The following is a 23,381-nucleotide window of genomic DNA, read 5'->3' on the forward strand; positions in this document are numbered from 1 at the left end:
AAAGGCGGAAGAACAATGAGGGCGCCGGGCGCGGCGCCCCCTATGGCCGAATCAGGCGGCAGGCTGGCGGAACGCCGCAGCCAGGTCGCTCGCGCCGCGTGCAAGCAGCGCAACGTCGCTGCCGACTGCAACGAAGGTCGCTCCGGCCTGTAGATATTCGTGAGCGATCGTGCGGTCGGCGGCCAGCACGCCTGCTGCCTTGCCACGCGCACGCACGGCGCGAATGCCGGCGACAATCGCCTCGCGCACCGCCGGGGCGCCCGGCTGACCGAGCAGGCCCATCGAAGCGCTCAAATCCGCCGGGCCGAAGAATACGCCATCCACACCCTCCACGGCGGCAATGTCGTCTAGCTGCGCAAGTGCGTTGGCCGTCTCCACCTGCACCAGCATGCAGAGTTCATCCGCGGCACGATGCAGATAATCGGCGGAGCCGTTCCAGCGCGACGCGCGCGCGAGCGCGCTGCCCACGCCGCGAATGCCGAGCGGCGGATAGCGTGTGGCGGCCACGGCGGCGCGCGCATCGTCGGCGTTTTCGATCATGGGCACGAGCAGCGTCTGCGTGCCGATGTCGAGCAACTGCTTGATGATGGCGGCGTCGTTGCGCACGGGCCGCACGATCGGGTGCGTGGGATACGGCGCCACGGCCTGCAGTTGCGCGAGCGTGCTGCGCAGGTCGTTGGGCGCGTGCTCGCCGTCTATCAGCAGCCAGTCGAAGCCCGTGCCCGCGAGCAGCTCGGTCACGTATGAGTCGGCGAGTGCAGCCCACAGACCGATTTGCGGACGGCCTTGCGCGAGTGCGCGCTTGAACGGGTTGTCGAGTATTTGCATGGGAATCCTGATGGTTTGGCGGCGATGGCGGGCGCCATCACGGGGGCATCAGACGGCCTCAGACGGCCTCAGACGAAATTGAAGCCGATGCCGCCAAGCGGGCCGTAATCCGCATGGAACGTGTCGCCCGCGCGCGCGGGAATGGGCGCGGTGAACGAGCCGCTCAGAATCACGTCGCCGGCTTCGAGGCGCTCGTCGTGGCGCGCGATTTTGTTGGCGAGCCAGGCCACGCCCGTGGCCGGATGATTGAGCACGGCGGCGGCAAGCCCGCTTTCCTCGATCGCGCCGTTTTTGTAAAGCAACGCGCCCACCCAGCGCAGGTCGACGTCGAGCGGTTTCACCGGGCGGCCGCCCAGTATCACGCCGGCATTCGCGGCGAAGTCGGAAATCGTGTCGAACACCTTGCGCGGCGCCTTGGTTTCGCGGTCGAACTGCTCGATGCGAGCATCGATGATCTCGATCGCGGGCGTGACGTAAGCGGTCGCGTCCAGCACGTCGAACAGCGTGACGTTCGGACCTTGTAGCGGCTTTTGCAGCACGAAGGCGAGCTCCACTTCCACGCGCGGGGCGATGAAGCGCTCGGCGCGAATGCCGCTGCCGGCCTCGATGAACATGCTGTCGAGCAGCGGCGCGTAATCGGGCTCGTCGATCTGCGAGGAGCGCTGCATCGCGCGCGACGTGAGGCCGATCTTGCGGCCCTTGATCGTGTGACCTGCCGCGAGCTTGAGCTTGACCCATTCGCGTTGGATCGCGTAGCCGTCGTCGACGGTCATCGACGGGTGGCTGCGTGAGAAGTGGCGCAACTGGGTGCGCGTGCGTTCGGCTTCGTCGAGCTGGGCAGCCAGTTCGCGAATGAGTTGCGGATCTAGCATGGCGATTTCCGTGGTTTGCGAGGTTCTCAAAGCGCGTGAAACGCGTGAGCGCTCAGGCTTTGAGCCGGGCATGCAGGTTGTTGTGCTTCCACGCGCCTGCTTCGCTGAATTCGACGATCTCCAGCGAAAGCGCAAGCCCGTGCGCGGCGAACGCCTGCGCAAAGTGCTGCTTGATGGCTTCGAAAAGCGCGTCGCCGGTGGCGCTGCGTACTTCGGGCGTGCGGCCCGCGCCGATCTTCAGGCAGCCGTGCAGGAAGGCGTTACTTGGGTCGCCGTCGGCGATGAAATACTGCTCGCAGCGCAGCGCGCGCGTGCGGATGCCGCCGCGCGGGTACACGCGTGCGCCGCTTGCGTCGCGCTGCGCGTCGAGCACCTGCGCGAGCGTCGCGCAAAGCTGGCCGATGCTCGCGTCGTCGGCGAGATTGGCGCTGTATTCGAGGGTGAGATGCGGCACGAGGCGCTCCTTCGGGTTTTAGACGGCAAGTGGCGTGACCGGAAAGACGGCGTTGATCTGCCCAGTACCCGAACTGCCGAAATATGGCGTGACGACTTCAGCGCGCCCTTCGTAGCGGTCCCAGCCGAGCGCGCCCAGCAGCATGGCCGTATCGTGCATGCCGCCTTCGCCCCAGCATTTTTCGGCGTAGAGCGGCAGCATGCTGCAAAAGGTCTTCCAGTCGCCGCGCTCCCAGAGCGAGACCACATGGCGGTCCGTCTCTTCGAGGAATGGGTCCCAGACCTTGTGCATGAACTGCTCGGCCGTGCCGTTATTGGCGAAGTGGTGGCTGAGCGAGCCGCTCGCGAGCATCGCCACGGTGCCGTCGTAGCGCTCTTCGATGGCACGGCGCACCGCGAGCCCGAAGCGCGCGCTCGCGGCGAGGTCGTGCCACATGCACCAGCCCGCCACCGATACCGTTTTGAAGTGCTGATCGGCGTTCATGTAGCGCATCGGCACGAGCGTGCCGTATTCGAGTTCGAGCGTGGTCTCGCTATGCGCGCGGCTCTTGACGCCCATTTCGTTCGCGACGTCGGCAATCAGGTGGCCGAGCGCGGGATTGCCCGGGTACGCGTACTGCATGTTCTTGATGAAATGCGGCAGCTCGTTGCTCGTGTAATTGCCTTCGAAATGCGGCGCGCAGTTGATGTGATACTCGCTGTTCACGAGCCAGTGCACGTCGAACACGACGATCGTGTCCACGCCCAGTTCGCGGCAGCGCTGGCCGATTTCGCGGTGACCGTCGATGGCGGCCTGGCGGCAGCCCTTGTGCGGGCCGTCGAATTCGGAGAGGTACATCGACGGCACGTGTGTGATCTTGGCCGCCAGCGCGAGTTTGCCCATTACGGTTGACTCCTTGTTCAAGCGCCCCAGCGCGGAATGTGATGCGAGCCCATCGAGACGCACACGTTCTTCGGCTCAAGAAATACTTCGTAGCTCCAGGTACCGCCTTCGCGGCCCACGCCCGAAGCCTTCGACCCGCCGAACGGCTGGCGCAGATCGCGCACGTTCTGGCTGTTCACGAAGCACATGCCGGCTTCCACGGCGGCGGCCACGCGCAGCGCGCGGCCGGTGTTCTCGGTCCACACGTAGCTCGACAGGCCGTAGGCGATGTCGTTGGACATGCGGATGGCGTCGGCTTCGTCGTCGAAGGGAATCAGGCACGCAACCGGCCCGAAGATCTCTTCCTGCGCGATGCGCATGCGATTGTCGACATCGACGAACACCGTGGGCTGCACGAAATTGCCGTATTTCAGGGCCTCCGGCAGCGCGGGCGCATCGAGCCCGCCGCACGCGAGCGTCGCGCCTTCCTTCGGCCCGAGCTCGATATAGCTGCGCACCTTGGCGAGATGGCCCTGGCTGATCATCGGGCCGACAACGGTTTTCTCGTCGAGTGGGTCGCCCACCACGATGCGCTTCGCGCGCTCGACGAAGCGCTCGGCGAACTTCGCGTAGATCGAGCGTTGCACGAGAATGCGCGAGCCCGCCGTGCAGCGCTCGCCGTTGTTCGAGAAGATCATGAACACAGCGGCATCGAGCGCGCGTTCGAAATCGGCGTCTTCGAAGATCACGAACGGCGACTTGCCGCCCAGCTCCATCGAGAACTTCTTGAGGCCCGCGGTTTGCACGATGCGGTTCCCCGTGGCCGTCGACCCGGTGAAGGAGACTGCGCGCACATCGGGGTGCGCGACGAGCGGCTCGCCCGTGTCCTTGCCGAAGCCGTGCACGACGTTCAGCACGCCTGATGGAATGCCCGCTTCGAGCGCGAGCTGGCCGAGCATGGACGCGGTGAGCGGCGAAAGCTCGCTCATCTTGAGCACCGCCGTGTTGCCGAACGCGAGGCACGGCGCCACCTTCCAGGTGGCCGTCATGAACGGCACGTTCCAGGGCGAGATGAGCGCGCATACCCCAACGGGATGAAACAGCGTGTAGTTCAGATGCGTGCTCGTGGGGTAGGTATGGCCGTCCACGGCCGTGCACATTTCGGCAAAGTAAGTGAAATTGTCGGCGGCGCGCGGCACGAGCTGCTTGCCCGTTTGCGAAATGGTCTGGCCGGTATCCTTCGTTTCGGTCAGCGCGATTTCGGGCACGTTCTTCGCAATCAGCTCGCCCAGCTTGCGCACGAGCTTCGCACGCTGCGCCGCGGGTTTCGCGGCCCAGGCGGGGAACGCGTGCTTCGCGGCGCGCACGGCCAGGTCGATTTCCTCTGCGCCGCCGCGCGCGACTTCCGCGAGCACATCCTGGTTCGCGGGGTCGACGGTCTCGAAGTAGTCGCGCCCCGCATGGGCGCGGCCGTCGATCAGGTGTTCAATGCGCATGGCGTTCTCGCTCGGTTCTCACTGACTTCTGTTGCGTCGGGGCGGCGCGGCCGAACTCGGCGTCGGACGCGATCGTATTGACAAGGCGACCGAGGCCGTCGATTTCGCAAATCACCTCGTCGCCGGCATTCACGTTGACGACGCCTTCGGGTGTGCCCGTGAGAATCACGTCGCCGGGCGCGAGCGTCATGAAGCGGCTCAAATACTCGATCAGTTCGGCAATGCCGGTGACGAGGTCGCGCGTATTGCCGCGCTGCTTCAATTTGCCATTCACATACGTGCGCAATTCCAGTGCGTTGACGTCGGCGATATCGGCGGCATCGACGAACCACGGCCCGAGCACGGTGCCGCCGTCGCGGTTCTTCACGCGCAGGTTCGGGCGATAGTAGTTCTCCAGATAATCGCGGATCGCGTAGTCGTTGGCGATGGTATAGCCCGCGACGTACTGCATGGCGTCGTCGCGCGCGACCTCGCGCGCCGTGCGGCCGATCACGACTGCGAGCTCGCACTCGTAGTGCATGAACGTGACATCGGCAGGGCGGCGCGTGACGCCGCGATGCCCGATCACGCTGCCCGGCCCCTTGAGAAACACGAGCGGCTCGTCCTGCTGCGTGAATTGCAGTTCTTTCGCGTGCTCGGCGTAGTTCAGGCCGAGCGCGAAGATCGTGCCGGGCTCGAACGGTGCGAGCCAGACGACTTCATGCTCCTCGCGCACGCGCCCGTCGGCGAGACGCACGCGGTTGCCATCGGGTCTTGCTTCGTGGATGGCGCCGGCATAGGCAACGCGACCTCGCATCATGCTGCGGCTCCTTGCTTGGCGGTATGTGCGGCCGTTAGCGGTGCGATGAATTCGATGGCGAGCGCGGGCCAGTCGGCAATCGAAATAGTTGCGCGCGCACCCGTATGCGCGATGGGGGCGCCATGCGGCACGCCGAGCGTGAGCACGTCGCCGGCCGAGAGCGTCATGAAATCGGTCACGTCCGCGAGCAGTTGCGCGACACCGCGCACGCAGGTGGACGTATTCGCGCTGAAACGCGGCTCGCCCTCGATATCGACATGGATCGCGAGCCGGTCCGGATCGGCGACATGCTTGCGCGCCTGCACCGTTGGGCCGATCACGCAGAAGCCGTCGCGAGCGCGAAAGCGCACGGACGGACGATAGACGCTCTCGTGCGGCACGCTGAGGTCGGCCACCAGCGTATAGCCCGCGATGTAATCGAACGCTTCATGCGGCTCGACGCGCGAGGCGGTGCGGCCGATCACGATGCCGAGCGACGCGCCTACCTGAACGCCTTGCGCATCCGGCACGCTCACGCGCGCGCCGTGACCCGCGAGCGTATTGCGCGGCTTGAGATAGAGGATGGGGGCGCGGGGCGGCGCTTTGTAGGGCGGGGCGTTCACGGCATCGCCCAGCGCGTCGAGCGCGGCGCGGTCGTTGAGCAGCGTCCCGTATACGGCGCCGGATACGGGAGCCCGGCAGCGCGCGCCGCCCGCAAGCAGCGCGCGCGCTGCCGTTGCGCTCACGTCGCGCGGCAGGGCTTCGCCTTCGAGATGCAGCAGATGGTCGGCCAGTGAAAACATGTCGTGACTCGTTTTCCCGAAAACACTAATATGTGAGTGAGTCTGCGCTTGCTATCATCCAGCGTCAACCATCGATGAAGATTTCGCGGGTTTTCCCTGGCCCTATACCTGTACGGCCGAAATGAACAAAGATTGAACGAAGCCACCATGTCCGATTCGTCTCGCGCGTCCACCCGCGTTGCGCACCGTAACCTGCCCATGCTGCTTTTGCGTGCGCGCGAAAAGATGATGGAGCGCTTTCGTCCGCTGATCACGGCGCATGGGCTCACGGAGCAGCAGTGGCGCGTGATTCGCGCGCTCAACGAGAGCGGGCCGCTGGAGCCGCGCCAGATCTCCGACTTGTGCACGATTTCGAGCCCGAGCATGGCGGGCGTGCTCGCGCGCATGGAGGCGCTGGGTCTCGTGACGAAGGAGCGCTTTGCTGATGACCAGCGGCGCGTGCTGGTGACGCTTACGAAGAAGAGTCATCAGCTCGTGAAGGCGATTTCCAGAGATCTGGAAGTGCGCTACAAGGCGCTTGAAGCGGAGGTGGGGCCGGAAGTCGTGGAGCGCGTATATCGCGCTATTGATGATTTGTTGGCTGGGCTTGAGTGAGTGTGTGGCGCTTCAAGCCGGGCCCGCTTTTATGCACTGATCGAACCGCTCAACCCAGCGTGTCGAACGCCACATCGAGTTCGCTGGCCTTACCCGGCCGCACCACGCGCGCCACTTCCGCACCGTCGCGCAGAAAGATGAGCGTGGGCCAGAGCTTCACGCGGAACGAGCGGCCGAGCGCGCGGCCCGGGCCGTCTTCCACCTTGATGCGGCGCACGCCAGGATGCTTCGCGAACGCATCGCCAATCAAAGGCTGCGCGCCCTGGCAATAGCCGCACCAATCGGTGCCGAATTCCAGCACGGCGAGACCGCTCAGCGCATCGATCTCCTGGCGCGCGGGGGCTTTCGTGGCGTAGCTCATTGCATCTCCCTGAGAAATCATCTTCACACGATACCGCAAGCGGCCCCGACACGCTGACGTCACCGCCGAGTCACTGCGTGTTGATTACGCGGCGTTATGCGAGGTTAGGCGCGAGGTCAGGCGAGCGCCCGCGTGGCAATCGTAGCGGTCGATTCGATGCGCTCGATGAGCCAGCCCTCGTCGCCATGCGTGGAAGCGATGGCGTCGATTTCGGCGAGCAGCGCATCGAGCTGCCCGCCCAGGCGTTCGCGCGAGAGGCTCGACATCGAGAGCGGGCGCGCCTTCAACTGCTCCGCGCTCACGCGCCGGTACTCGATCACCGAAATGCGCTCGATGGCGGCGAACGCCGAGCGCGCGAGCACGTCGGTGTGGCTCTCCCATTGTGGCGAGCGGCGCATCTCGCGCGTGGGATCGGTATTGGCGTAACGGTCGAGCAGGTCGCGATATTGTGCGGCCCAGGGGCGCTGCGGGTCGTCGAGATGCGTTGTGTTGAAGAGCGCAATGGCGCCGCGTTCGCCGAGGATCGCATCGAGGCGCGCGAGCGTATCCACACGATCCATCCAGTGAAACGCCCGCCCGATCACCGCGAGGTCGAACTTGCCGAGCGCGGGCGAGAGGTCGTACGAACTGCCGCGGCGATACTCGATGTTCGGCGCGATGCCCGCGCCCAGTTGCGCGGCGACTTCGAGCATGGCGGGCTCCGGGTCGATCGCCACGGCGCTAGCCACCCAGCTCGCCAATGCGAGCGAGAGCTGGCCGGGGCCGCAGCCGAGGTCGAGCAGGCGCTGCGTGCCGTCGAGACCGGCGTGCTGCGCGACGCGGCGAATGAGTGCGGGCGAGTACGCGGGGCGGCCGCTCAGGTAATGCGGGGCGGCGTTGTGAAAGCGCTCGGGGATGAAAGGCGTGATCTGGTTCATGGGGTATCGGACGATCGGGCTATCGGGAGACTCGCCCAGTCTGGGGACGCGCGCTGGTTGCGTCAAGGCGGATGGCCGCGCGTTCGACGCATGCTTGCCATTAAGGTGAGTCTTTTCGGGAGTGAGCGGAGCGCAGCGTGCAAGCGCACCGTCGAGGTGCCGCGTGCGCTAAGCGACGAATGGGTGCTTGACGAGAAAGTGTCTTGAAACAAGGGGGAAACGCGTAGCGATGCGCTGGTACGCAAGCGTATCGCGCCGCGCCGCTCAGCGGCGCAACGGGTGCGCGAGGCATCTTCATCGCGCAAAGGTGAGCGTTTTCGGGAGTGAGCCCGTGCGCCCGCCGTAGCGCACCGTCACGTGACCGGCTTGCCTCGCGATCAGCGAATCGACGCTTGTTTTCAGGGCTTTTCTTTGCGCCGGCCATGAGCCGTAGCAAGCGCGTGTGGCGCACGCATCGGCAAGAGATGTGCAAAGGTGAGAAGATTCGGGAGCCGTTCGACGCGCTGCGGGGCGGCCGGACGCCGCCACGAGCGACCCGGTGCGCTCGATGGACGGCTGTCTGCGATGGGTATATAAATAGCAGTGCGGGATTTTTTTCCACGACATACCAGCAAGGGGAAACGGTTCATCATGACGAGCGACGACACGCAAAAGGATGACGCTCAAGCGCCTGGCGGCGACGCGCGCAAGCAGGATCTGGAGAATCTCAACGCGGCGTTGTCACACGTCGACGAAGGCGTGAAGAGCGGCAGCATCGCCAAGGGCGCGGCCAAGGGGCTGGTCTTCAGCCTGATCGAAACGCTGGGCGCGCTGGTGGGCGACCCGGACCTGCCCGAGCATGCGCGCTCGGGCTATGAAGGCTTGCTGGAAGCGGCGCGCGAATTGCGCGTGAAGCTGGAGCGCTGAGCAACCACAGAAGACCGCGCGGGCGGCGTGCATCACGGGTGTGGAACCCGGGGCGCGCCGCCCGCGCTTCTTTTTGGGCTTCGCGAATCGGCGAGTAGCGCGGCGGCCGGGCCGCGCGGCGCCTCGCCAATCCGCAGTTCCCGTGTGCCATGCCAGTCGGCGCAACGTTGCAGCGCGCGCCGCAGATCGCTCACGAGACGGCCACTCGCGCGCACGCCCGGCTCAAGACGCCACGACTCAATATCGGCAGTACGAAGTAATCCTGTTTGCGCTTGTGATGTGCGCGGGCAGATGGCATGCGATCGCATAGTCGAAGCCGAACAGTGCCGTTGCGCGCTTGCGGTCCCATGCGATCGGAGCGAATGGCGAGAGCAGCGTGGAGGCCGTCGAGGCCAGCGCGCCACTCGCGGCATCGTCGATGAGCGGTGCGAAGTCGCGATGCACGAACGCATCGTGCTTCCAGTCTTCCACGCGCACGGGCACGAGATCGCCTGCGTCGGCGCTGCGAAGATAGCGCGCCCGCGCCGGCTGGCGTGTCGAGCACCGTCTCGTCACGCATTCAAGCCTGCCATGGCGGCCATGGCGGCCGGCGTCACGGTGGCGCGCGGCACAGGCGCCGCGCTAAGCCACTGGTGGATTTGCGCGACCACGGCCGCGCCTTCGCCCACCGCTGCCGCAACGCGCTTGGTCGAGCCCGCGCGCGCATCGCCGATCGCGTAGATGCCATCGACCGACGTGGCGAGGCTGCACGATGCGTCGTTCGCGCCGGTGAGCACGAAGCCGTGCATGTCGAGCGCCACGCCGCATTCGTGCAGCCAACTGGTGTTGGGATCGGCGCCTGTGAAGAGGAACAGATGGCGCGCGTCGAAGCGCTCCGCGCCCGACGAAGGGCACTGCGCTTTCAGGCGGATGGCCGCGAGCCCGGCGTCGTCTTCCTCGAGCGCGCCGATCTCGCACTGCGGATGCACCGTGACGTTGGGCAGCGATGCGATCCGGTCGATCAGATAGCGCGACATCGTCGATTCGAAACCGGACTTGCGGATCAGCACGTCGATATGGTGTGCGTGCGAGGCGAGATAGACGATTGCCTGGCCCGCCGAGTTGCCGCCGCCCACCAGCACGACGTTCTCGTGCTTGCAGAGCTTTGCCTCGACCGGCGAGGCCCAGTAGTAGACGCCGCGCCCCGTATAGCGGTCGAGTCCGGCAATCGCGGGCCGCCGGTAGATCGCGCCGCTCGCGATCACGACGGTGCGCGCACGCACGTTGCCGCTACAGGTTTCGAGGCGGCGCGGCTCCTCGTTGCAATGGAGCTTGCGCACCATGACGGGAATGGCCACGTGCGCGCCGAACTTCTGCGCCTGCACGAACGCGCGGCCCGCGAGCGCCTGGCCGGAGATGCCGGTGGGAAAGCCCAGATAGTTCTCGATGCGCGCGCTGGCGCCGGCCTGGCCGCCCGGGGCGCGCGCGTCGAGCACGATCACCGAAAGACCCTCGGAGGCCGCGTACACAGCGGTCGCGAGGCCGGCCGGCCCGGCGCCCACCACGGCCACGTCGTAGACGCGCTCGCCATCGAGTTCGGGCAACAAGCCGAGGCAGGTGGCGAGCTCGGGCGAGGTGGGGTGGCGCAGCACCGAGCCATCGGGGCAGATCACGAGCGGCAGGTCTTCGTTGCGCGCCGCGAAGCGCTCGATCACGCAGAGCATCGCGCTCTCGTCGCGCTCGTCGAACACCGAGTACGGATGGCCGTTGCGCGAGAGAAAGCCCTGTAGCGAGAGCATGGAAGGGTCGTCGTGCTTGCCGACCAGAATCGGGCCGCCCGCGCCTTTCTCGATCAGCGCGACGCGCCGCAGGATCAGCGCGCGCACGATGCGCTCGCCCAGTTCGGCTTCGGCGACGATGGCCGCGCGCAAGCGCTCGGGCGGGATGAGCAGCGCCTCGACCGGCTCGAGCGCGAGGCCGTCAACGAGCGACGGCCCGCCCGAGAGCTGGCCCACTTCGGCGAGGAAGCTGCCGGGTCCATGCTCGTTGATCAGCCGCTCGTGACCGAGTCCATCGCGTTGCAACACCTTCACCTGGCCGCAGAGCAGCACGAACATGCCGGGGCCGGTCGTGCCCGTCTGAAACAGCAACTCGCCCGGCTCCCAGCGACGCCGCTCGCCAAAGCGCGAGAGCCGCGCGATCTCATCGTCGGTGAGAATCGGGAACATCTGGTGGCGCCGCGTGGAGAGCGTCGAGAAGGGCGCTTCGGCGGGTTGCGGCTGCGTATCGGAAAGCGTGGAATGCGAGGCCTCGTAGCGAGGCGGCTCAGTTGCAATAGAGCCCATCAGGCGTTTCTCCTCATGCGCGCGGCGGTGCAGAGGCGCCGCGCGGATCAGACGGGTTTCGGTGTGATGTTGACCGGCACCTCGGGGTGTTCCATGACTTGCAGCGGCTCGAGCGTGCGGCCCGCGTCGCGCCAGGCGTCGATGCCGCCGAGCAGCGGCAGCACGTCGACGAAACCAGCTTCGGCGAGCTTCTTCGCCATCCAGGCCGCGGAAATTTCATTGGGGCACGAGCAGTAGATCACGAGCTTCTGGTCGCGCGGATACTTCTCGAGAATCTCGTCGAGCTGGCGCTCGTCGGCGAACAGCGACCCTGGGATGATGTACGGATCGAGCTTGCGCTTTTCTGCCGAGCGGATATCGAAGATCACGGGCGGCGGCAGGTTGGTCATCGCGCCATAGAGATCGTCGACGGTGATGCGCGCGTTCGCGAGCTTCTTGATGAGTTGGCGGCGGCGCTGCCAGCGATACGCGGCGTAGAGCAGCAACAGCACGACGATCACGACCGCGGTGAGGCGCCCGAGGCGGCTCGCGCCCGCGAACAGCATGTCGATCTGCGGTGCGAACAGCACGCCGATCAAAAGACCCGTGCCCGACCAGAGCGCGGCGCCAATGCCGTCGAAGCCGACGAACTGGCGGTAGGGCGTGCCCATCGCGCCTGCCATCGGCACGGAGACGATCGAGAGGCCCGGCACGAACTTGGCGATGGCGAGCACGCGCACGCCCCAGCGGCCGAAGAAGCGCTCGGTCTTCTTCACGCAGGTGTCGCGCGAGAGCGAGAGCTTGCAGAGCGTCTTGAGCGTGTTGCCGCCGTAGAGCCGGCCGGCGAGGAACCAGACGCTGTCGCCGATGAGCGTGGCGATAATCGAGAGCCCGAGCACCGGCGCGACTTGCTCGCCGATCGAACCGGGATGCATGGCGGCCATGGCGCCGAACAGCACGAGCGCCGGCATCGCGGGCACGGGCAGGCCGAGCGATCCGGCGAGCACGTTCAGGAACACGAGCGCAGGCCCGTACTGCGCGATGAGGTCATGTAGCATCGGCTTACTTCCTTGCCCCGGGGGCGCCGTGGGGACGGCGCAAACTGGAAAAATAACGTATCGATTATGGACGCATTTCGACGGCGTGCAAGCGCGGCCCAAAGCATACGCCCAATGCGGATTTGTTGCGCTCGGGCGCTGGTGTGGCGGGCTGGCCGAAGGATGGGCGGCGCAAGGCGCCGCCCGGGCGGGGGGGAATGAAGGCGCACCGAGGACGGTGTACCGAGGACGGTGCGCAGCGGAAGGCGCACGGCGCGAACGCGCGTGCGTTTGCGAAGACGCCGCGAGAGGGTGTCTTCGGGTGTCTTCGCAAGCGGTCCGTTATGGAACTCGGGAACTCGGCCGCGTATTACCGGCTGTGCGATTCCCCTGGAAGCTCGGCGCCCTGCGCGCGGATAGCCGCGATCAGTTCCGCAGGCGTGATTTCATAACGCACTTCGCGGTGGATGCCCGGCTTGCGCTCGTCGACTTCGACCAGCAAGAGGCTCTTGCCGTCGGCCGCCGATTCGAGGCGCAGCGAACGCGTTTCGCGTCCGGTCGAGTCGTCATGCTCGGTGAGCAGGGTCATGGTTCCGGAAGACCCGGTCGTGCGCATTATGTTGCCCTCGTGTGTGGTCGAGCCAATTGTACGGGGTCGGCTGCGCGGCGTCTCATGGCTGTGAGCGCGGGCGCACACACCGGCCTGCCGCCAGCCCCGGCCAGCCAGTTTAACGCGAGTCCATGCCCGCACGTGTGCCGGCATGAGGATTTTTGCGCGCCTTGCAACGTAGCGTGTGCCGTGTGCGGATGCATGACGCGTTGTCATGGTCATGACGCAAAGCGGCTTTAACGGCTTCCTGGCGGGCAGCGGATTATCAGTGGCGGGTTATCCGTGGCTATAGGGGCTCCCGTATTTCCTCACCGCTCGCGCAAGAAAAAACGGCTCACCCGGTAGAGGCCAGGTGAGCCGTTGAAACGCCGTTGTTACTCGGATCAGCACCCAGGTCATGGGCGCTGACGGGGTCCATAGTGAGGCCTGGCCTGTGGGCCGTCGAGATGGGATTTATGCCGATCTATCAGCTTAATCGAAGCAAGCAACGGGATTACGGAAGGCTTGCGAGCACGATGAGAAGCGGCATGCGTCACGTGTTTTCATGCTCTTGCTTCATGCTCCTGCGCCGTTGCGAAAGCGCTCACGCCTCGACCGCTTCCTCCTGCTCGCGCGCCTGCGTGTGCACGTGCACAGGGGCTTGCGTGACTCCCGCGTGTGAGCCGCCGCGCCGCGCCTTGCGCGGTGCCGGTGCGCTGTGTGAGCCCGAATGCGTGCCCGCGACGGTGAACAGGCGCACGGCCTCGTCCAGCACGTCGGCCTGCTCGGCGAGCCGCTGCGCCGTGGCCGCCGCCTGCTCGACGAGCGCGGCGTTCTGCTGCGTGGCGCTGTCCAGATGCGCGACCGCCTGGTTGACCTGGTGGATGCCCTCGGCCTGCTCGCCGCTCGCGTTGGCGACCTCGACGATGATGGCCGAGACGCGGCTCACGGCTTCGTCGATGGCGCGCATCTGGGCAGTGGTATGGCCGACAAGCTCCGTGCCCTGGGCAATCTCGCTCACGCTCGCGTCCACGACCTGCTTGATCTCCTTCGCGGAGGCCGCGCAGCGCTGCGCGAGCATGCGCACCTCGCCGGCGACCACGGCGAACGAGCGGCCCGCCTCGCCCGCGCGCGCGGCCTCGACGGCCGCATTGAGCGCGAGGATATTGGTCTGGAACGCGATGCCGTCGATCACGCCGGTGATGTCGGCGATGCGCCGCGAGGCGTCGGTGATGCCGGACATCGTGTGCTCCATGCGGCCCGCGATCGAGCCGCCGTGGGCGGCGGCGGCCTGCGCCTCGCGCGCGAGGTCGAGCGCGCGCACGCTTGCGTCGGCGTTGGCCTGCACGGTGGTGGTGAGCTGATCCATGGTGGCAGCCGTCTCTTCGAGCGAGGCGGCCTGCAATTCGGTGCGGCGCGAGAGATCGAGATTGCCGGTGGAGATTTCGCGCGCGGCCTCGAGCATGCCGTCGATCTGCGAGCGCACATCGAGCACGATGGCAGTGAGATTGGCCTGCAGTTGATTGAGCGCCTGGAGCACGTCGCCGAGATCATCCTTCGACGCAATGGCGAGCGTGGCGGTGAGGTCGCCCGCGGCCATGCGCGTGGACGCCATCGACATCTGCGCGAGCGGCTCGCCCAGGTGACGCGTGGCGAGCCGCCAGGCCGCGAGGCTGCACACCGCTGCCGCGCCGAACGCGCACCAGAACGGCGTGGGCGGCAGCCCGCGCCAGGCACCGAAGCCGGCCGCGGCGAGCGCGGTGGGCACGAGCGCATAGCCAAACGCGATGCGCGTAGCCACGGGCAGACGCATGAACGAGCGTACCGCGCCAAAGAGGCCGGTGCGCACGAGCTCGCCGTGACGCAGGCGCACGCCGCGCAGGCGGCCTTCGCGCATCTGCGCGTAGAGCGCCTCGGCCTCGCGGATTTCCTCGCGGCTCGGCTTCACGCGCACGCTCAGATAGCCCACCACGGTGCCCTGCTCCGAGACGGGCGTCACATTAGCGCGCACCCAGTAGTGGTCGCCGTTCTTGCGGCGGTTCTTCACGAGCGCGGTCCACGGGCGGCCGGCGCGAATGGTCTCCCACAGGTCGGCGAACGCTTCGGCCGGCATGTCGGGATGGCGGATGACGTTGTGTGCCTTGCCGATCAACTCTTCTTTCGCGAAGCCGGAAACCGAGACGAACGTGGGATTGCAATATTGAATGCGGCCCTTGAGATCGGTGGCCGAGACGAGCATCTGCGAAGCGGGAAAGTCGTATTCCTGCTGCGTGACGGGTTGGTTGTTGCGCATGGGGTTCCTTGCAATGGGGTCGCTCACGACCCGACAACTTGCAAGGGTTATCGGCATTTCCCCTACGATCTTTAGGGGATTGGCCGCTCGGTGCGCGCCGACGCGCGAGCAATTCGTGATGCGTGGAGGAAATTCCTTGTGCGCTCAAGGACTTGGTTGGCCTATCAGAAGGATATGCACAGGCTTGCTCACGGAATCTGTGGACAAGCGGCCCCCTGGCGTACCCGTCTGGCTTATCCCCAGTTTTTGTTGAAGTCCTTGTTGATAACGATGGGAGCGTGACGCTAACTCCCTGATCTAAAAGTCATTGCATGGAAAAGTTCGGTCTCGGGCAGGGAGGGCGGAAACGATATTGCAAAAATCGCCTGGCGTTGCCCCTGCGTTCAGTCCCGCACGCCGCGCTTGCGCAGCAGATAGGTATCCATGATCCAGCCGTTCGCCTCGCGCGCCTGCATGCGCACGCGCATGATCTCGTCCTTCACCTCTTCGAGACGCCCCGCCACGAGAATCTCATCGGGCGTGCCCACATAGGCGCCCCAATAGATGTCCAGATCCTCGCCCGCAAGCTGTGCATAGGCGTTCTGCGCGTCCAGCATCACGACAGCGCTATCGGCATCGTCGGGAAAACCGTTCTCCGCGAGCCGCCGGCCGGTCGTGATGCTCACGGGCTTGCCGATGAAGTTCAGCGGCACGCGGTGCTTCGCCGCGAGCGCCTGCACGCTGCTGATGCCCGGAATCACCTCGAATTCGAACGCGAGCCGCCGCTCGGCGAGTATCGCGTCGAGAATGCGGATCGTGCTGTCGTAGAGCGACGGGTCGCCCCAGACGAGGAAGGCGCCGCATTGCCCCTCGGCCAGCTCGTTCTCGATCAGGCCTTCAAACACCTGCTGCTTGTCGCGATTGAGCTCGTCGACGGCGGCTTTGTATTCGACGCCATCGCGCCGCCGTTCGGGGCTTGTTGCTTCGACAATTCGATAATTCGGATCGCTAATGAAACGCGCGCAAATCTCCTTGCGCAGCGCCACGAGTTTGTCTTTCGCGGGGCCTTTGTCCATTACGAAAAACACATCGGCGGCGTTGAGCGCCTCGATGGCCTGCACGGTCAGGTAATTCGGGTCGCCGGCACCAATGCCGATAACGAGGATCTTTTTCACCTGGAAATTCCTGAAGAGGAGGTGTCGTCGGAAAGCAGCTCGATGCCGTCGAGCTGCGCGGCACACGTGTCGCGCACAATCGTCACGAAGTCCGCGAAGTAGGGGCGCGTGGCGAGCGCCTTGGGTGCGACGGCGTAGAGTTCGCTCCAGAGGCCCTTCGCGCCCACGCGCCGCGCGAGCACGTAGTCGTGGTCGACGTAGCTTTTTACGCCCCAGTTCGGCAGCGCGGCAATGCCGCGCCGGCTCGCCACGAGTTGCATGATCGCGATGGTCAACTCGGCCGTGCGGCGTTCGAGCTTGATATGCGCGGGGTCGAGCACTTCGCGGATCAGGTCGATGCGCGATTCGGGCACGGGGTAGGTGATGAGCGTTTCGTCGCGCAGGTCCTCGGCCTGGAGGCGGCGGCGGTTGCGCAGGCGATGCTCGTTGGCCATGACCACGAGAATCTCGAAGCGAAACAGCGGCGCGATCACGAGCCCGCGCCGCGCGCGCGGCTTCGAACCGATCACCACGTCGGCCTTGCCCTCTGCGATCAAGCGCATGGGATCGGCATGAAAGCCCGCCACCAGGTCGACTTCGACCTCGGGCCAGCGGCGGCGGAACTCGTCCATCACCGGCATGAGCCAGTCGAAGCAGGTATGGCATTCGAGCACGATGCGCAACTCGCCGCGCGCGTCGCCCTTCAGGCGCACGAGATCGCGCTCGGCGGTGGCCACGGCGGCGAGCGTTTCGCGGGCGAGCGCGAGCAGGCGCTCGCCCGCGGGCGTGAAGCGCAGCCCCTGGCGCGTGCGCTCGAAGAGCGAGACGCCGTAATGCGCTTCGATGTCGCGAATCTGGTGCGAGAGCGCCGACTGGCTTAGATGCACGCGCGTGGCGGCGGCCACGAGCTTGCCCGAGTCGGCGATGGCCGCGAGCGAGCGCAGATGACGTAGCTCGATCATGCGGTTGCGCGCGCTATGCGCGCGTGAAGAGAAAGTTGGAGATGAACTGGACTCATACTTCGATGAAAAACATGTCGCGTGATGAATGATAGCGCGACTTCGACAATGCACCCGTTCATACGAAACGAAGACGGACAGGCGACCAGGGGCACGCACGCACGTTTCGGTTTTCCCCGCATGGGCGCGCGGCGAGGCCGCTGCCGAATAGTGCCAGCGCCGACAGCGCAAAGATGAATGCCCCGCATTGCCGGGGCTTTTTTGTTTTGAACCAACGATTTTGTCAAGTGTTGTCAAATGAAAGGTTTCTTATGCAAATTACGACATCGCGGATTGTGAATTCAATTAGGCTCGGTAAAGCGGTAATTCACATTAACCCTTCTCAAGGAGCGTTTTCGATATGCCGATTCCTGCACATATGTGGCTTAAAGATGATGGCGGCGCAGACATCAAAGGTTCGTCAACCGTTCAGGGTCGCGAAGGAAGCATTGAAATTATCAGCTTTGGACATGGTGTAAATCTTCCGGTTGACGCTGCCAACGGCAAGATCACCGGCACGCGTGCGCACTCGCCGGTTGCGTTCGAGAAGGAATTCGATGCGGCGACGCCTTATCTTTACAAGGCCGTGGCGAAGGGGCAAACGTTGAAATCCGCTGAGATCAAGTGGTATCGCATCAACGATGCAGGAAGAGAGGAAGTGTATTTCGTGATGCTACTCGAAGGTGTGAAGGTCTGCGGCATCAATCCCGGTATGACTAATACCCGGCTGTCGCAGGCGTCCGTTCTCAATCACGTTGAAGCCGTGTCCATGATGTATGACCGCATTACGTGGCACTACCTGGATGGAAATATCAAGTACACCGATTCATGGAATGAGCGCGGATAAGCGGGGGTAACAATGGCTTATAAGGGTAAATTTCTGGTCGATAACAAATTACTGTCACCCCTTACCTTTGATGGTTTGGGTACGTTCGACGCGTACTCGGGTAACGGCATCTATCGGAACCGGGGGGGATGTACAGCGATTGTCGAAAATGGACCACTTCCGGCTGGCAAATATTGGATCGTTGAGCGTCCTGCCGGCGGTGTAGGCTCCCGGCTTCAAGCGTGGTTTAAGGATGAGTGGAATTTCTACAGGGGGAATCCATCCGATCACTTTGAATGGTTCGCGCTGTATCGCGATGATGGGTTCATCGACGATTACACCTGGGTCAATGGTGTCAAGCGCGGTCAGTTTCGGTTGCATCCCGCAGGTGGTCAGGGGCTGTCACTTGGCTGCATTACCCTGCCAAGCCGTGTCGATTTCCTGAGAATCCGTTCGGTGTTGCTGCGCACCGATACTATACCTGCTGGCAATTCGGGGCTTAATTCATACGGAACAATTGAGGTCATCACGTATGGCAATACTTGTCCGTAGGCTACTCAAGGTCGCGCTGTTTATCGGGTTGTTTCTTATTTCCGTTCGCTATATCCCGCTATCCGATAAGTGGACAGCAAGCGAAGCGCGTGCATGGTTGCGTGCTTCGGATTTGCTTGGTGTCGACGATCCGGACAACTTGTATTTCGTAGTCTGGCTGACGATCGAACTAATCGTGGCAGTGCTCGCCTATATGGCGATCATGAGGCTGTGGCGGTACTACCGAACGAAGACATAACTTGACGGCAGCACACGATCCCTACTCAGCAGACCACCCTGAGTAGGGATCGTTCTTTTTGGTGACGATCATCGACACAGTTTCGTTGATCGGCATTGCCACGGGGTAAGCATTGCTTCCACGTGCACGCTCGCGTCGGCATTGACCTGCACGGCCGTGGTGAGCGGGTCCATGGTGGCCGCCGTCTCTTCGAGCGAGGCGGCAGGATATGAATGCGATTCATACTTCGATGAAAACATGTCGCTTGATGAATGATAGCGCGACTTCGACAATGCGCCCATTCATACGAAACAAAGACGGACAGGCGATCATGGTACGCACGCATATTCCCGGTTTTCCCCGCATCGGCGCACAGCGCGAACTCAAGTTCGCGCAAGAGGCGTTCTGGCGCGGCGAGCTAGACGAAGCCAATCTGCGTGAAGTGGGCGCGCAATTACGCACGCGCCACTGGCGCACGCAGCGCGCGGCGGGGCTCGATTTCGTGTGCGCGGGCGACTTCGCGTGGTACGACCCGATGTTGAGCACGAGCGCTTTGCTCGGCGCCTTGCCGGAGCGCTTCGGCTTCGACGCGCGCACGCTCTCGCTCGTGCAGTACTACGCGCTCGCACGCGGCAACGCCGCGCAGCCGGCCATGGAGATGACGAAGTGGTTCGACACGAACTACCACTATCTCGTGCCCGAGATCGGACCGCAGACGCGCTTTGAGGGCGGCGTCGAATGGCTCCTCGAAGAAGTCGACGAAGCGCACGCGCTGGGCCACGAAGTCAAGCCGGTGCTGATCGGCCCGCTCACGTGGCTGTGGCTCGCGAAGAGCCGCGTGGCGGGCTTCGACCGGCTCGCCTTGCTGCCCGGTCTCGTCGCGCGCTATGCGCGCGTGCTCGAAGCCTTGAAGGCGCGCGGCGTGGAATGGGTGCAGCTAGACGAGCCCGCGCTCTGCTGCGATCTCGACGCTGCATGGCACGAGGCATTGACCACGGCCTACGATCAGCTTGGCCACAGCGGCGTGAAGCTGCTGCTCGGCACGTACTTCGGCTCGGCGGCGCAGCATGCGCCGCGCGTGGCGAAGCTGCCGGTGCAAGGTGTGCATATCGATCTCGTGCGCGCGCCGGAGCAACTCGACGTTTGGCGCGCGGCCTTGCGCGACGATCAGGTGCTCTCCGCAGGCGTGATCGACGGCCGCAACGTGTGGCGCGCCGATCTTGCGGCCATTGCCGACACGCTGCGCGAGACGCATGCCCAGTTCGGCGAACGCCTCTGGATCGCGCCTTCATGTTCGCTCGCGCACGTGCCGGTGTCGCTCGAAGGCGAGCGCAGGCTCGACGCGCAGGTCAAGTCGTGGCTCGCGTTCGCCACGGAAAAGCTTACGGAAGTGCGCACGCTCGCGCTCGCGCTGGCGGATCGTGTCGCCGCGCAGCCGCAGCTCGAAGCGGCTAGCGCGGCGCTTGCGGCCCGCGCGCGCTCGTCGGCGGTGATTAATGCGCTGGTGCAAAAGCGCACGGCGGCCGTGGACGCAGCGATGGCGCGGCGCGCGAATGCGTTCGACGTGCGCGAGCACGCCCAGCGCGACGCGCTGCGCCTGCCGCTCATGCCCACCACGACGATCGGCTCGTTCCCGCAAACCCAGGCGATCCGCGAAGCGCGCGCCGCTCACCGGCGCGGCGAATTGAGCGCGCTCGACTACCTCGAGCGCATGCGCGAGGAAACGGCGCGCGCGGTGCGCTGCCAGGAAGCGCTGGGTCTCGACGTGCTCGTGCACGGCGAAGCCGAGCGCAACGACATGGTCGAATACTTCGCGGAGCTGCTCTGGGGCTTCGCGGTCACGGAGAACGGCTGGGTGCAGAGCTACGGCTCGCGCTGCGTGAAGCCGCCGCTCATTTACGGCGATGTGTACCGCGCCGAGCCGATGACCGTCGATGCGATCCGCCATGCGCAGTCGCTCACGACGCGCCCGATGAAGGGCATGCTGACCGGTCCGGTCACGCTGCTGCAATGGTCGTTCGTGCGCGACGACCAGCCGCGCGCGGTGACGGCGTTGCAACTCGCGCTCGCCGTGCGCGACGAAGTCTGCGATCTGGAGAAGGCCGGCATCGGCATCGTGCAGATCGACGAGCCGGCGTTCCGCGAGGGCCTGCCGCTGCGCCGCGCCGAACATGAAGCGTATTTCGACTGGGCCGTGCGCGCGTTTCGCGTGGCTTCGTCGGGCGTCGCGGACGCCACGCAGATCCATACGCACATGTGCTATTCGGAGTTCAACGATATCCTGCCCGCCATCGCAGCGCTCGATGCGGACGTCATCACTATCGAGACCTCGCGCTCGGCGATGGAGTTGCTCGACGCGTTCGGCGAGTTCGCGTACCCGAACGCAATCGGGCCAGGCGTCTACGACATTCATTCGCCGCGTGTGCCGGGCGTCGACGAGATGGTGCGTCTCATCGAGCGTGCCTGCGAGACGATTCCCGCCGCGCGCCTCTGGGTGAATCCCGATTGCGGCCTGAAGACGCGCGCGTGGCCGGAGACCGAAGCCGCGCTGCGCAACATGGTGAGCGCGGCGCGCGTGCTGCGCGAACGCATGGCCGCGAGCGCGCGCGAAGCGGGCGCGACTGTTGCGGCCTGAGGTTGCGCACCGGTTGTGCCTCGATTGTGCCTCGGTGCCTCGGTGCCTCGGTGCCTCGGGAAAACGAGGCAATTTTCTTCAATACATGTTCGCGCGTGCCTCTTACGCTAGGCGGTGGATCATCGCCGTCTGGCGTATCGAGGAGAACCGTGAGCACCGCACTTTCCATGGCCGCTTTTGCGCTGGCCACGTCGATCACCCCGGGGCCCGTCAATATCGTTGCGCTGGGCGCGGGCGCGCGCTACGGACTGCGCGCGAGCCTGCGCCACGTGACCGGCGCGACGGTCGGCTTCGCGCTGTTGTTGCTGCTGATTGGCCTCGGCCTGCGCGAGTTGCTCGCGCAGTGGCCGTTCCTCACGCGCGCGATCGAATGGGCGGGCGTGGCGTTTCTGCTCTACGTCGCGTGCAAGCTCGCGACGGACGATGGGCATATCGATACGCCTCGCGCTGCGCGTGGCCCGTCGCTCATGACCGGCGCGGCGATGCAGTGGCTCAACCCCAAGGCGTGGCTGGCCTCCGTCGCGGGCATGGGCGCGTATGCGGCCTCGGGCGAGAATGGGATCGTGTGGCAGTTCGCGGCGATCTACTTCGTGGTTTGCTATGCGTCGATTGCGTGCTGGGCGTGGGCGGGCGCGTCGCTGCGTCAGGCGCTGCGCGAACCGGCCCGCGTGCGCTTCGTGAACCGGACGATGGCGTTGTTGCTCGCCGCGAGCGCGCTGTGGCTATTGCTTGAATGAACTGTGCGCGAGCAGCGTATGCGCTCGATGTATTCGGCGTATTCAGCGCATTCGACGTGATTCACCCGCACGCGCTCTGGCCGCGGTATTGCCCGGGCGTGGCTGCCACGAACTGGCGGAAGGCACGTTGAAGGTGGGCCTGATCCGCGAAACCGGCTTCGGCGGCGACATCGGCGATCGCATGGCCGCGGCGTAATTGCGCGCGGCAGAACTCGATGCGCCGGTTCACCACATACGCGTGCGGTGTCATGCCGTATTGCTCGCGAAACGCGCGTATCAAATACGAAGGCGACAAGTCCGCCGCCGCGCAGATTTCTTCGAGCTTGAGCGTGCGTGTGTAATTGCCGTCGATGAATTCGGCGGCGCGCGCGAGGCGCTGGTTTGGCTCGCGCGGCGTGTTTTCCTGCGGTGCGGGGTTGAGCGCCCGCTGGAGCGCGGTGAAGTATTGCGTGACGGCGCTCTCCTTGCGCGGCACGTCCATGCGCGGATTCACGAGCACGTCGTAAAGCGCATTCAGGCCCGCGAATAGCTCTGCATGCCACGTGAGCGTCTGCGTGAATGGAACGAATTCCGCCTGCGTGCCGAAACCCTGCGCGTGCTGAAGTTTCGCGAGCCAGCCGACGTCGAGATAGAACATGCGATAGGCCCATGCCTCGTCGGCGACGGGATTGCATGCGTGCACAACGTCCGGGTCGACGATGACGACCGCGCCCGCATGCACGTGCTCGAGCGTGTTGCCGTTCAGATAGGTGCTGCGCCCGCCCGTTACCGCGCCGATCGAGAATGTGCTGTGCGCGTGGCGGCCGTAGCGCAGCTTGCGGCCGTCGGCAATGGCGCGGACTTCGATGAATGGGAGCGCTGGGTCGCGCCAGAAAACAGGCGTGGAATCGGTCGGTTGCGGCACAGTGGACCTCGGTGGCGATACGGCGCGAAGCGCATTCGTATATTAACGCAGTCGCGTTTGGGGCTTGGATTTTTGCGTTTTTTGCGTTTTCGCGTTTTCGCGGTTCGATTCGCGTTTCCTTGTTTTCGTGTCGGTCTATTAGCGTTGCCCCTGTGCGGGGCGGCACCTACTTTTCTTTGCCGCGGTGTACAGACTGGAGACATGGTTGACACATGTACGGGGACATCGTTGACACATGATGTTCAGGTTTTTGCTGTCTTCAGGTCAAGTGTCGTGAGGCGGTGATG

Annotated in this window: 23 protein-coding genes and 1 pseudogene; 7 read left to right on the plus strand and 17 right to left on the minus strand. The window is 64.9% G+C overall.

Annotation, left to right across the window (positions count from 1 at the left end):
* Positions 1-51 precede the first annotated feature (51 nt).
* The 7 genes from hpaI to L5014_RS19815 all read right to left on the minus strand — a co-directional run bounded on the left by hpaI (position 52) and on the right by L5014_RS19815 (position 6,092).
* The gene (hpaI, locus tag L5014_RS19785) at positions 52-828 is read right to left on the minus strand and encodes a 4-hydroxy-2-oxoheptanedioate aldolase (RefSeq protein WP_238465435.1); all 777 of its coding nucleotides are present in this window, start codon (positions 826-828) and stop codon (positions 52-54) included.
* A 68-nt stretch (positions 829-896) separates the two neighbouring features.
* Positions 897-1,700, minus strand: a complete 804-nt coding sequence (hpaH, locus tag L5014_RS19790) for a 2-oxo-hept-4-ene-1,7-dioate hydratase (RefSeq protein ID WP_238465436.1) — start codon at positions 1,698-1,700, stop codon at positions 897-899.
* Between the two features lie 52 nt (positions 1,701-1,752).
* Complete coding sequence (locus L5014_RS19795; protein ID WP_238465437.1) at positions 1,753-2,154, minus strand: 5-carboxymethyl-2-hydroxymuconate Delta-isomerase; 402 nt, start codon at positions 2,152-2,154, stop codon at positions 1,753-1,755.
* An 18-nt stretch (positions 2,155-2,172) separates the two neighbouring features.
* Positions 2,173-3,036, minus strand: coding sequence for a 3,4-dihydroxyphenylacetate 2,3-dioxygenase (gene hpaD / locus L5014_RS19800; protein ID WP_238465438.1), 864 nt, complete (start codon positions 3,034-3,036; stop codon positions 2,173-2,175).
* 17 nt (positions 3,037-3,053) lie between these two features.
* Positions 3,054-4,511 carry a 5-carboxymethyl-2-hydroxymuconate semialdehyde dehydrogenase gene (hpaE, locus tag L5014_RS19805; protein ID WP_238465439.1) on the minus strand — a complete coding sequence of 486 codons (1,458 nt, stop codon included), beginning with the start codon at positions 4,509-4,511 and terminating at the stop codon, positions 3,054-3,056.
* Entirely contained in the window at positions 4,501-5,310 is an 810-nt protein-coding gene (locus tag L5014_RS19810; RefSeq protein WP_238465440.1) for a fumarylacetoacetate hydrolase family protein, read from the minus strand. The genes hpaE and L5014_RS19810 overlap by 11 nt, the downstream gene beginning before the upstream one ends.
* Positions 5,307-6,092 carry a fumarylacetoacetate hydrolase family protein gene (locus tag L5014_RS19815; protein ID WP_238465441.1) on the minus strand — a complete coding sequence of 262 codons (786 nt, stop codon included), beginning with the start codon at positions 6,090-6,092 and terminating at the stop codon, positions 5,307-5,309. The genes L5014_RS19810 and L5014_RS19815 overlap by 4 nt, the downstream gene beginning before the upstream one ends.
* A 198-nt stretch (positions 6,093-6,290) precedes the next feature.
* Here L5014_RS19815 and hpaR point away from each other — a divergent pair, with 198 nt between their 5' ends.
* The gene (gene hpaR / locus L5014_RS19820; protein ID WP_238465464.1) at positions 6,291-6,686 is read left to right on the plus strand and encodes a homoprotocatechuate degradation operon regulator HpaR; all 396 of its coding nucleotides are present in this window, start codon (positions 6,291-6,293) and stop codon (positions 6,684-6,686) included.
* A gap of 49 nt (positions 6,687-6,735) precedes the next feature.
* On the opposite strand, the gene L5014_RS19825 is transcribed toward hpaR, so the two are convergent.
* Both L5014_RS19825 and L5014_RS19830 read right to left on the minus strand, forming a co-directional pair.
* Positions 6,736-7,047 carry a thioredoxin family protein gene (locus L5014_RS19825; RefSeq protein ID WP_338019308.1) on the minus strand — a complete coding sequence of 104 codons (312 nt, stop codon included), beginning with the start codon at positions 7,045-7,047 and terminating at the stop codon, positions 6,736-6,738.
* A gap of 116 nt (positions 7,048-7,163) precedes the next feature.
* Complete coding sequence (locus tag L5014_RS19830; protein WP_238465443.1) at positions 7,164-7,964, minus strand: class I SAM-dependent methyltransferase; 801 nt, start codon at positions 7,962-7,964, stop codon at positions 7,164-7,166.
* A gap of 630 nt (positions 7,965-8,594) precedes the next feature.
* On the opposite strand from L5014_RS19830, the gene L5014_RS19835 reads away from it, so the two are divergent.
* Positions 8,595-8,870, plus strand: a complete 276-nt coding sequence (locus tag L5014_RS19835; protein WP_238465444.1) for a hypothetical protein — start codon at positions 8,595-8,597, stop codon at positions 8,868-8,870.
* A 32-nt stretch (positions 8,871-8,902) separates the two neighbouring features.
* Here the strand turns inward: L5014_RS19835 and L5014_RS19840 are convergent.
* From L5014_RS19840 to L5014_RS19870, 7 genes and pseudogenes are all read right to left on the minus strand, one after another.
* A pseudogene (locus L5014_RS19840) lies at positions 8,903-9,404 on the minus strand (DNA glycosylase AlkZ-like family protein); the annotation flags it as partial.
* Between the two features lie 17 nt (positions 9,405-9,421).
* The gene (locus L5014_RS19845) at positions 9,422-11,194 is read right to left on the minus strand and encodes an FAD-dependent oxidoreductase (RefSeq protein WP_238465445.1); all 1,773 of its coding nucleotides are present in this window, start codon (positions 11,192-11,194) and stop codon (positions 9,422-9,424) included.
* A gap of 47 nt (positions 11,195-11,241) precedes the next feature.
* Complete coding sequence (locus L5014_RS19850; RefSeq protein WP_238465446.1) at positions 11,242-12,231, minus strand: DedA family protein/thiosulfate sulfurtransferase GlpE; 990 nt, start codon at positions 12,229-12,231, stop codon at positions 11,242-11,244.
* 349 nt (positions 12,232-12,580) lie between these two features.
* Entirely contained in the window at positions 12,581-12,826 is a 246-nt protein-coding gene (locus L5014_RS19855; RefSeq protein WP_238465447.1) for a hypothetical protein, read from the minus strand.
* A 577-nt stretch (positions 12,827-13,403) separates the two neighbouring features.
* Complete coding sequence (locus L5014_RS19860; protein ID WP_238465448.1) at positions 13,404-15,092, minus strand: methyl-accepting chemotaxis protein; 1,689 nt, start codon at positions 15,090-15,092, stop codon at positions 13,404-13,406.
* 383 nt (positions 15,093-15,475) lie between these two features.
* The gene (cobF, locus tag L5014_RS19865; RefSeq protein ID WP_238465449.1) at positions 15,476-16,246 is read right to left on the minus strand and encodes a precorrin-6A synthase (deacetylating); all 771 of its coding nucleotides are present in this window, start codon (positions 16,244-16,246) and stop codon (positions 15,476-15,478) included.
* Positions 16,243-17,187, minus strand: coding sequence for a LysR family transcriptional regulator (locus tag L5014_RS19870; RefSeq protein ID WP_238465450.1), 945 nt, complete (start codon positions 17,185-17,187; stop codon positions 16,243-16,245). Before L5014_RS19870 ends, cobF begins: the two co-directional genes overlap by 4 nt.
* A gap of 397 nt (positions 17,188-17,584) precedes the next feature.
* On the opposite strand from L5014_RS19870, the gene L5014_RS19875 reads away from it, so the two are divergent.
* The 5 genes from L5014_RS19875 (at position 17,585) to L5014_RS19895 (ending at position 22,190) form a co-directional block, all read left to right on the plus strand.
* A complete protein-coding gene (locus L5014_RS19875; protein WP_238465451.1) occupies positions 17,585-18,070 on the plus strand; it encodes an Hcp family type VI secretion system effector in 486 nt (161 codons plus the stop codon).
* Between the two features lie 12 nt (positions 18,071-18,082).
* Entirely contained in the window at positions 18,083-18,601 is a 519-nt protein-coding gene (locus L5014_RS19880) for a DUF2778 domain-containing protein (protein ID WP_238465452.1), read from the plus strand.
* The gene (locus tag L5014_RS19885; protein WP_238465453.1) at positions 18,582-18,839 is read left to right on the plus strand and encodes a hypothetical protein; all 258 of its coding nucleotides are present in this window, start codon (positions 18,582-18,584) and stop codon (positions 18,837-18,839) included. Before L5014_RS19880 ends, L5014_RS19885 begins: the two co-directional genes overlap by 20 nt.
* Before the next feature lie 310 nt (positions 18,840-19,149).
* The gene (metE, locus tag L5014_RS19890) at positions 19,150-21,453 is read left to right on the plus strand and encodes a 5-methyltetrahydropteroyltriglutamate--homocysteine S-methyltransferase (RefSeq protein ID WP_238465454.1); all 2,304 of its coding nucleotides are present in this window, start codon (positions 19,150-19,152) and stop codon (positions 21,451-21,453) included.
* Between the two features lie 149 nt (positions 21,454-21,602).
* Entirely contained in the window at positions 21,603-22,190 is a 588-nt protein-coding gene (locus tag L5014_RS19895; protein ID WP_238465455.1) for a LysE family translocator, read from the plus strand.
* A gap of 61 nt (positions 22,191-22,251) precedes the next feature.
* Here L5014_RS19895 and L5014_RS19900 read toward each other — a convergent pair whose 3' ends face one another.
* A complete protein-coding gene (locus L5014_RS19900) occupies positions 22,252-23,094 on the minus strand; it encodes a helix-turn-helix transcriptional regulator (protein ID WP_238465456.1) in 843 nt (280 codons plus the stop codon).
* Positions 23,095-23,381: the final 287 nt, after the last annotated feature.

Source organism: Paraburkholderia tagetis, assembly GCF_022213065.1.
Lineage (GTDB): Bacteria > Pseudomonadota > Gammaproteobacteria > Burkholderiales > Burkholderiaceae > Paraburkholderia > Paraburkholderia tagetis.

Bases quoted from the DNA above. Each gene is read 5' to 3' on its own strand.
- L5014_RS19885 (WP_238465453.1), top strand. From the start codon at position 18,582: ATGGCAATACTTGTCCGTAGGCTACTCAAGGTCGCGCTGTTTATCGGG.
- L5014_RS19870 (WP_238465450.1), bottom strand. From the start codon at position 17,187: ATGATCGAGCTACGTCATCTGCGCTCGCTCGCGGCCATCGCCGACTCG.
- L5014_RS19875 (WP_238465451.1), top strand. From the start codon at position 17,585: ATGCCGATTCCTGCACATATGTGGCTTAAAGATGATGGCGGCGCAGAC.
- L5014_RS19855 (WP_238465447.1), bottom strand. From the start codon at position 12,826: ATGCGCACGACCGGGTCTTCCGGAACCATGACCCTGCTCACCGAGCAT.
- L5014_RS19880 (WP_238465452.1), top strand. From the start codon at position 18,083: ATGGCTTATAAGGGTAAATTTCTGGTCGATAACAAATTACTGTCACCC.
- L5014_RS19835 (WP_238465444.1), top strand. From the start codon at position 8,595: ATGACGAGCGACGACACGCAAAAGGATGACGCTCAAGCGCCTGGCGGC.
- hpaH (WP_238465436.1), bottom strand. From the start codon at position 1,700: ATGCTAGATCCGCAACTCATTCGCGAACTGGCTGCCCAGCTCGACGAA.
- L5014_RS19810 (WP_238465440.1), bottom strand. From the start codon at position 5,310: ATGATGCGAGGTCGCGTTGCCTATGCCGGCGCCATCCACGAAGCAAGA.
- L5014_RS19815 (WP_238465441.1), bottom strand. From the start codon at position 6,092: ATGTTTTCACTGGCCGACCATCTGCTGCATCTCGAAGGCGAAGCCCTG.
- metE (WP_238465454.1), top strand. From the start codon at position 19,150: ATGGTACGCACGCATATTCCCGGTTTTCCCCGCATCGGCGCACAGCGC.
- hpaE (WP_238465439.1), bottom strand. From the start codon at position 4,511: ATGCGCATTGAACACCTGATCGACGGCCGCGCCCATGCGGGGCGCGAC.
- L5014_RS19850 (WP_238465446.1), bottom strand. From the start codon at position 12,231: ATGCTACATGACCTCATCGCGCAGTACGGGCCTGCGCTCGTGTTCCTG.
- hpaI (WP_238465435.1), bottom strand. From the start codon at position 828: ATGCAAATACTCGACAACCCGTTCAAGCGCGCACTCGCGCAAGGCCGT.
- L5014_RS19860 (WP_238465448.1), bottom strand. From the start codon at position 15,092: ATGCGCAACAACCAACCCGTCACGCAGCAGGAATACGACTTTCCCGCT.
- L5014_RS19825 (WP_338019308.1), bottom strand. From the start codon at position 7,047: ATGAGCTACGCCACGAAAGCCCCCGCGCGCCAGGAGATCGATGCGCTG.
- hpaR (WP_238465464.1), top strand. From the start codon at position 6,291: ATGCTGCTTTTGCGTGCGCGCGAAAAGATGATGGAGCGCTTTCGTCCG.
- hpaD (WP_238465438.1), bottom strand. From the start codon at position 3,036: ATGGGCAAACTCGCGCTGGCGGCCAAGATCACACACGTGCCGTCGATG.
- L5014_RS19830 (WP_238465443.1), bottom strand. From the start codon at position 7,964: ATGAACCAGATCACGCCTTTCATCCCCGAGCGCTTTCACAACGCCGCC.
- L5014_RS19845 (WP_238465445.1), bottom strand. From the start codon at position 11,194: ATGGGCTCTATTGCAACTGAGCCGCCTCGCTACGAGGCCTCGCATTCC.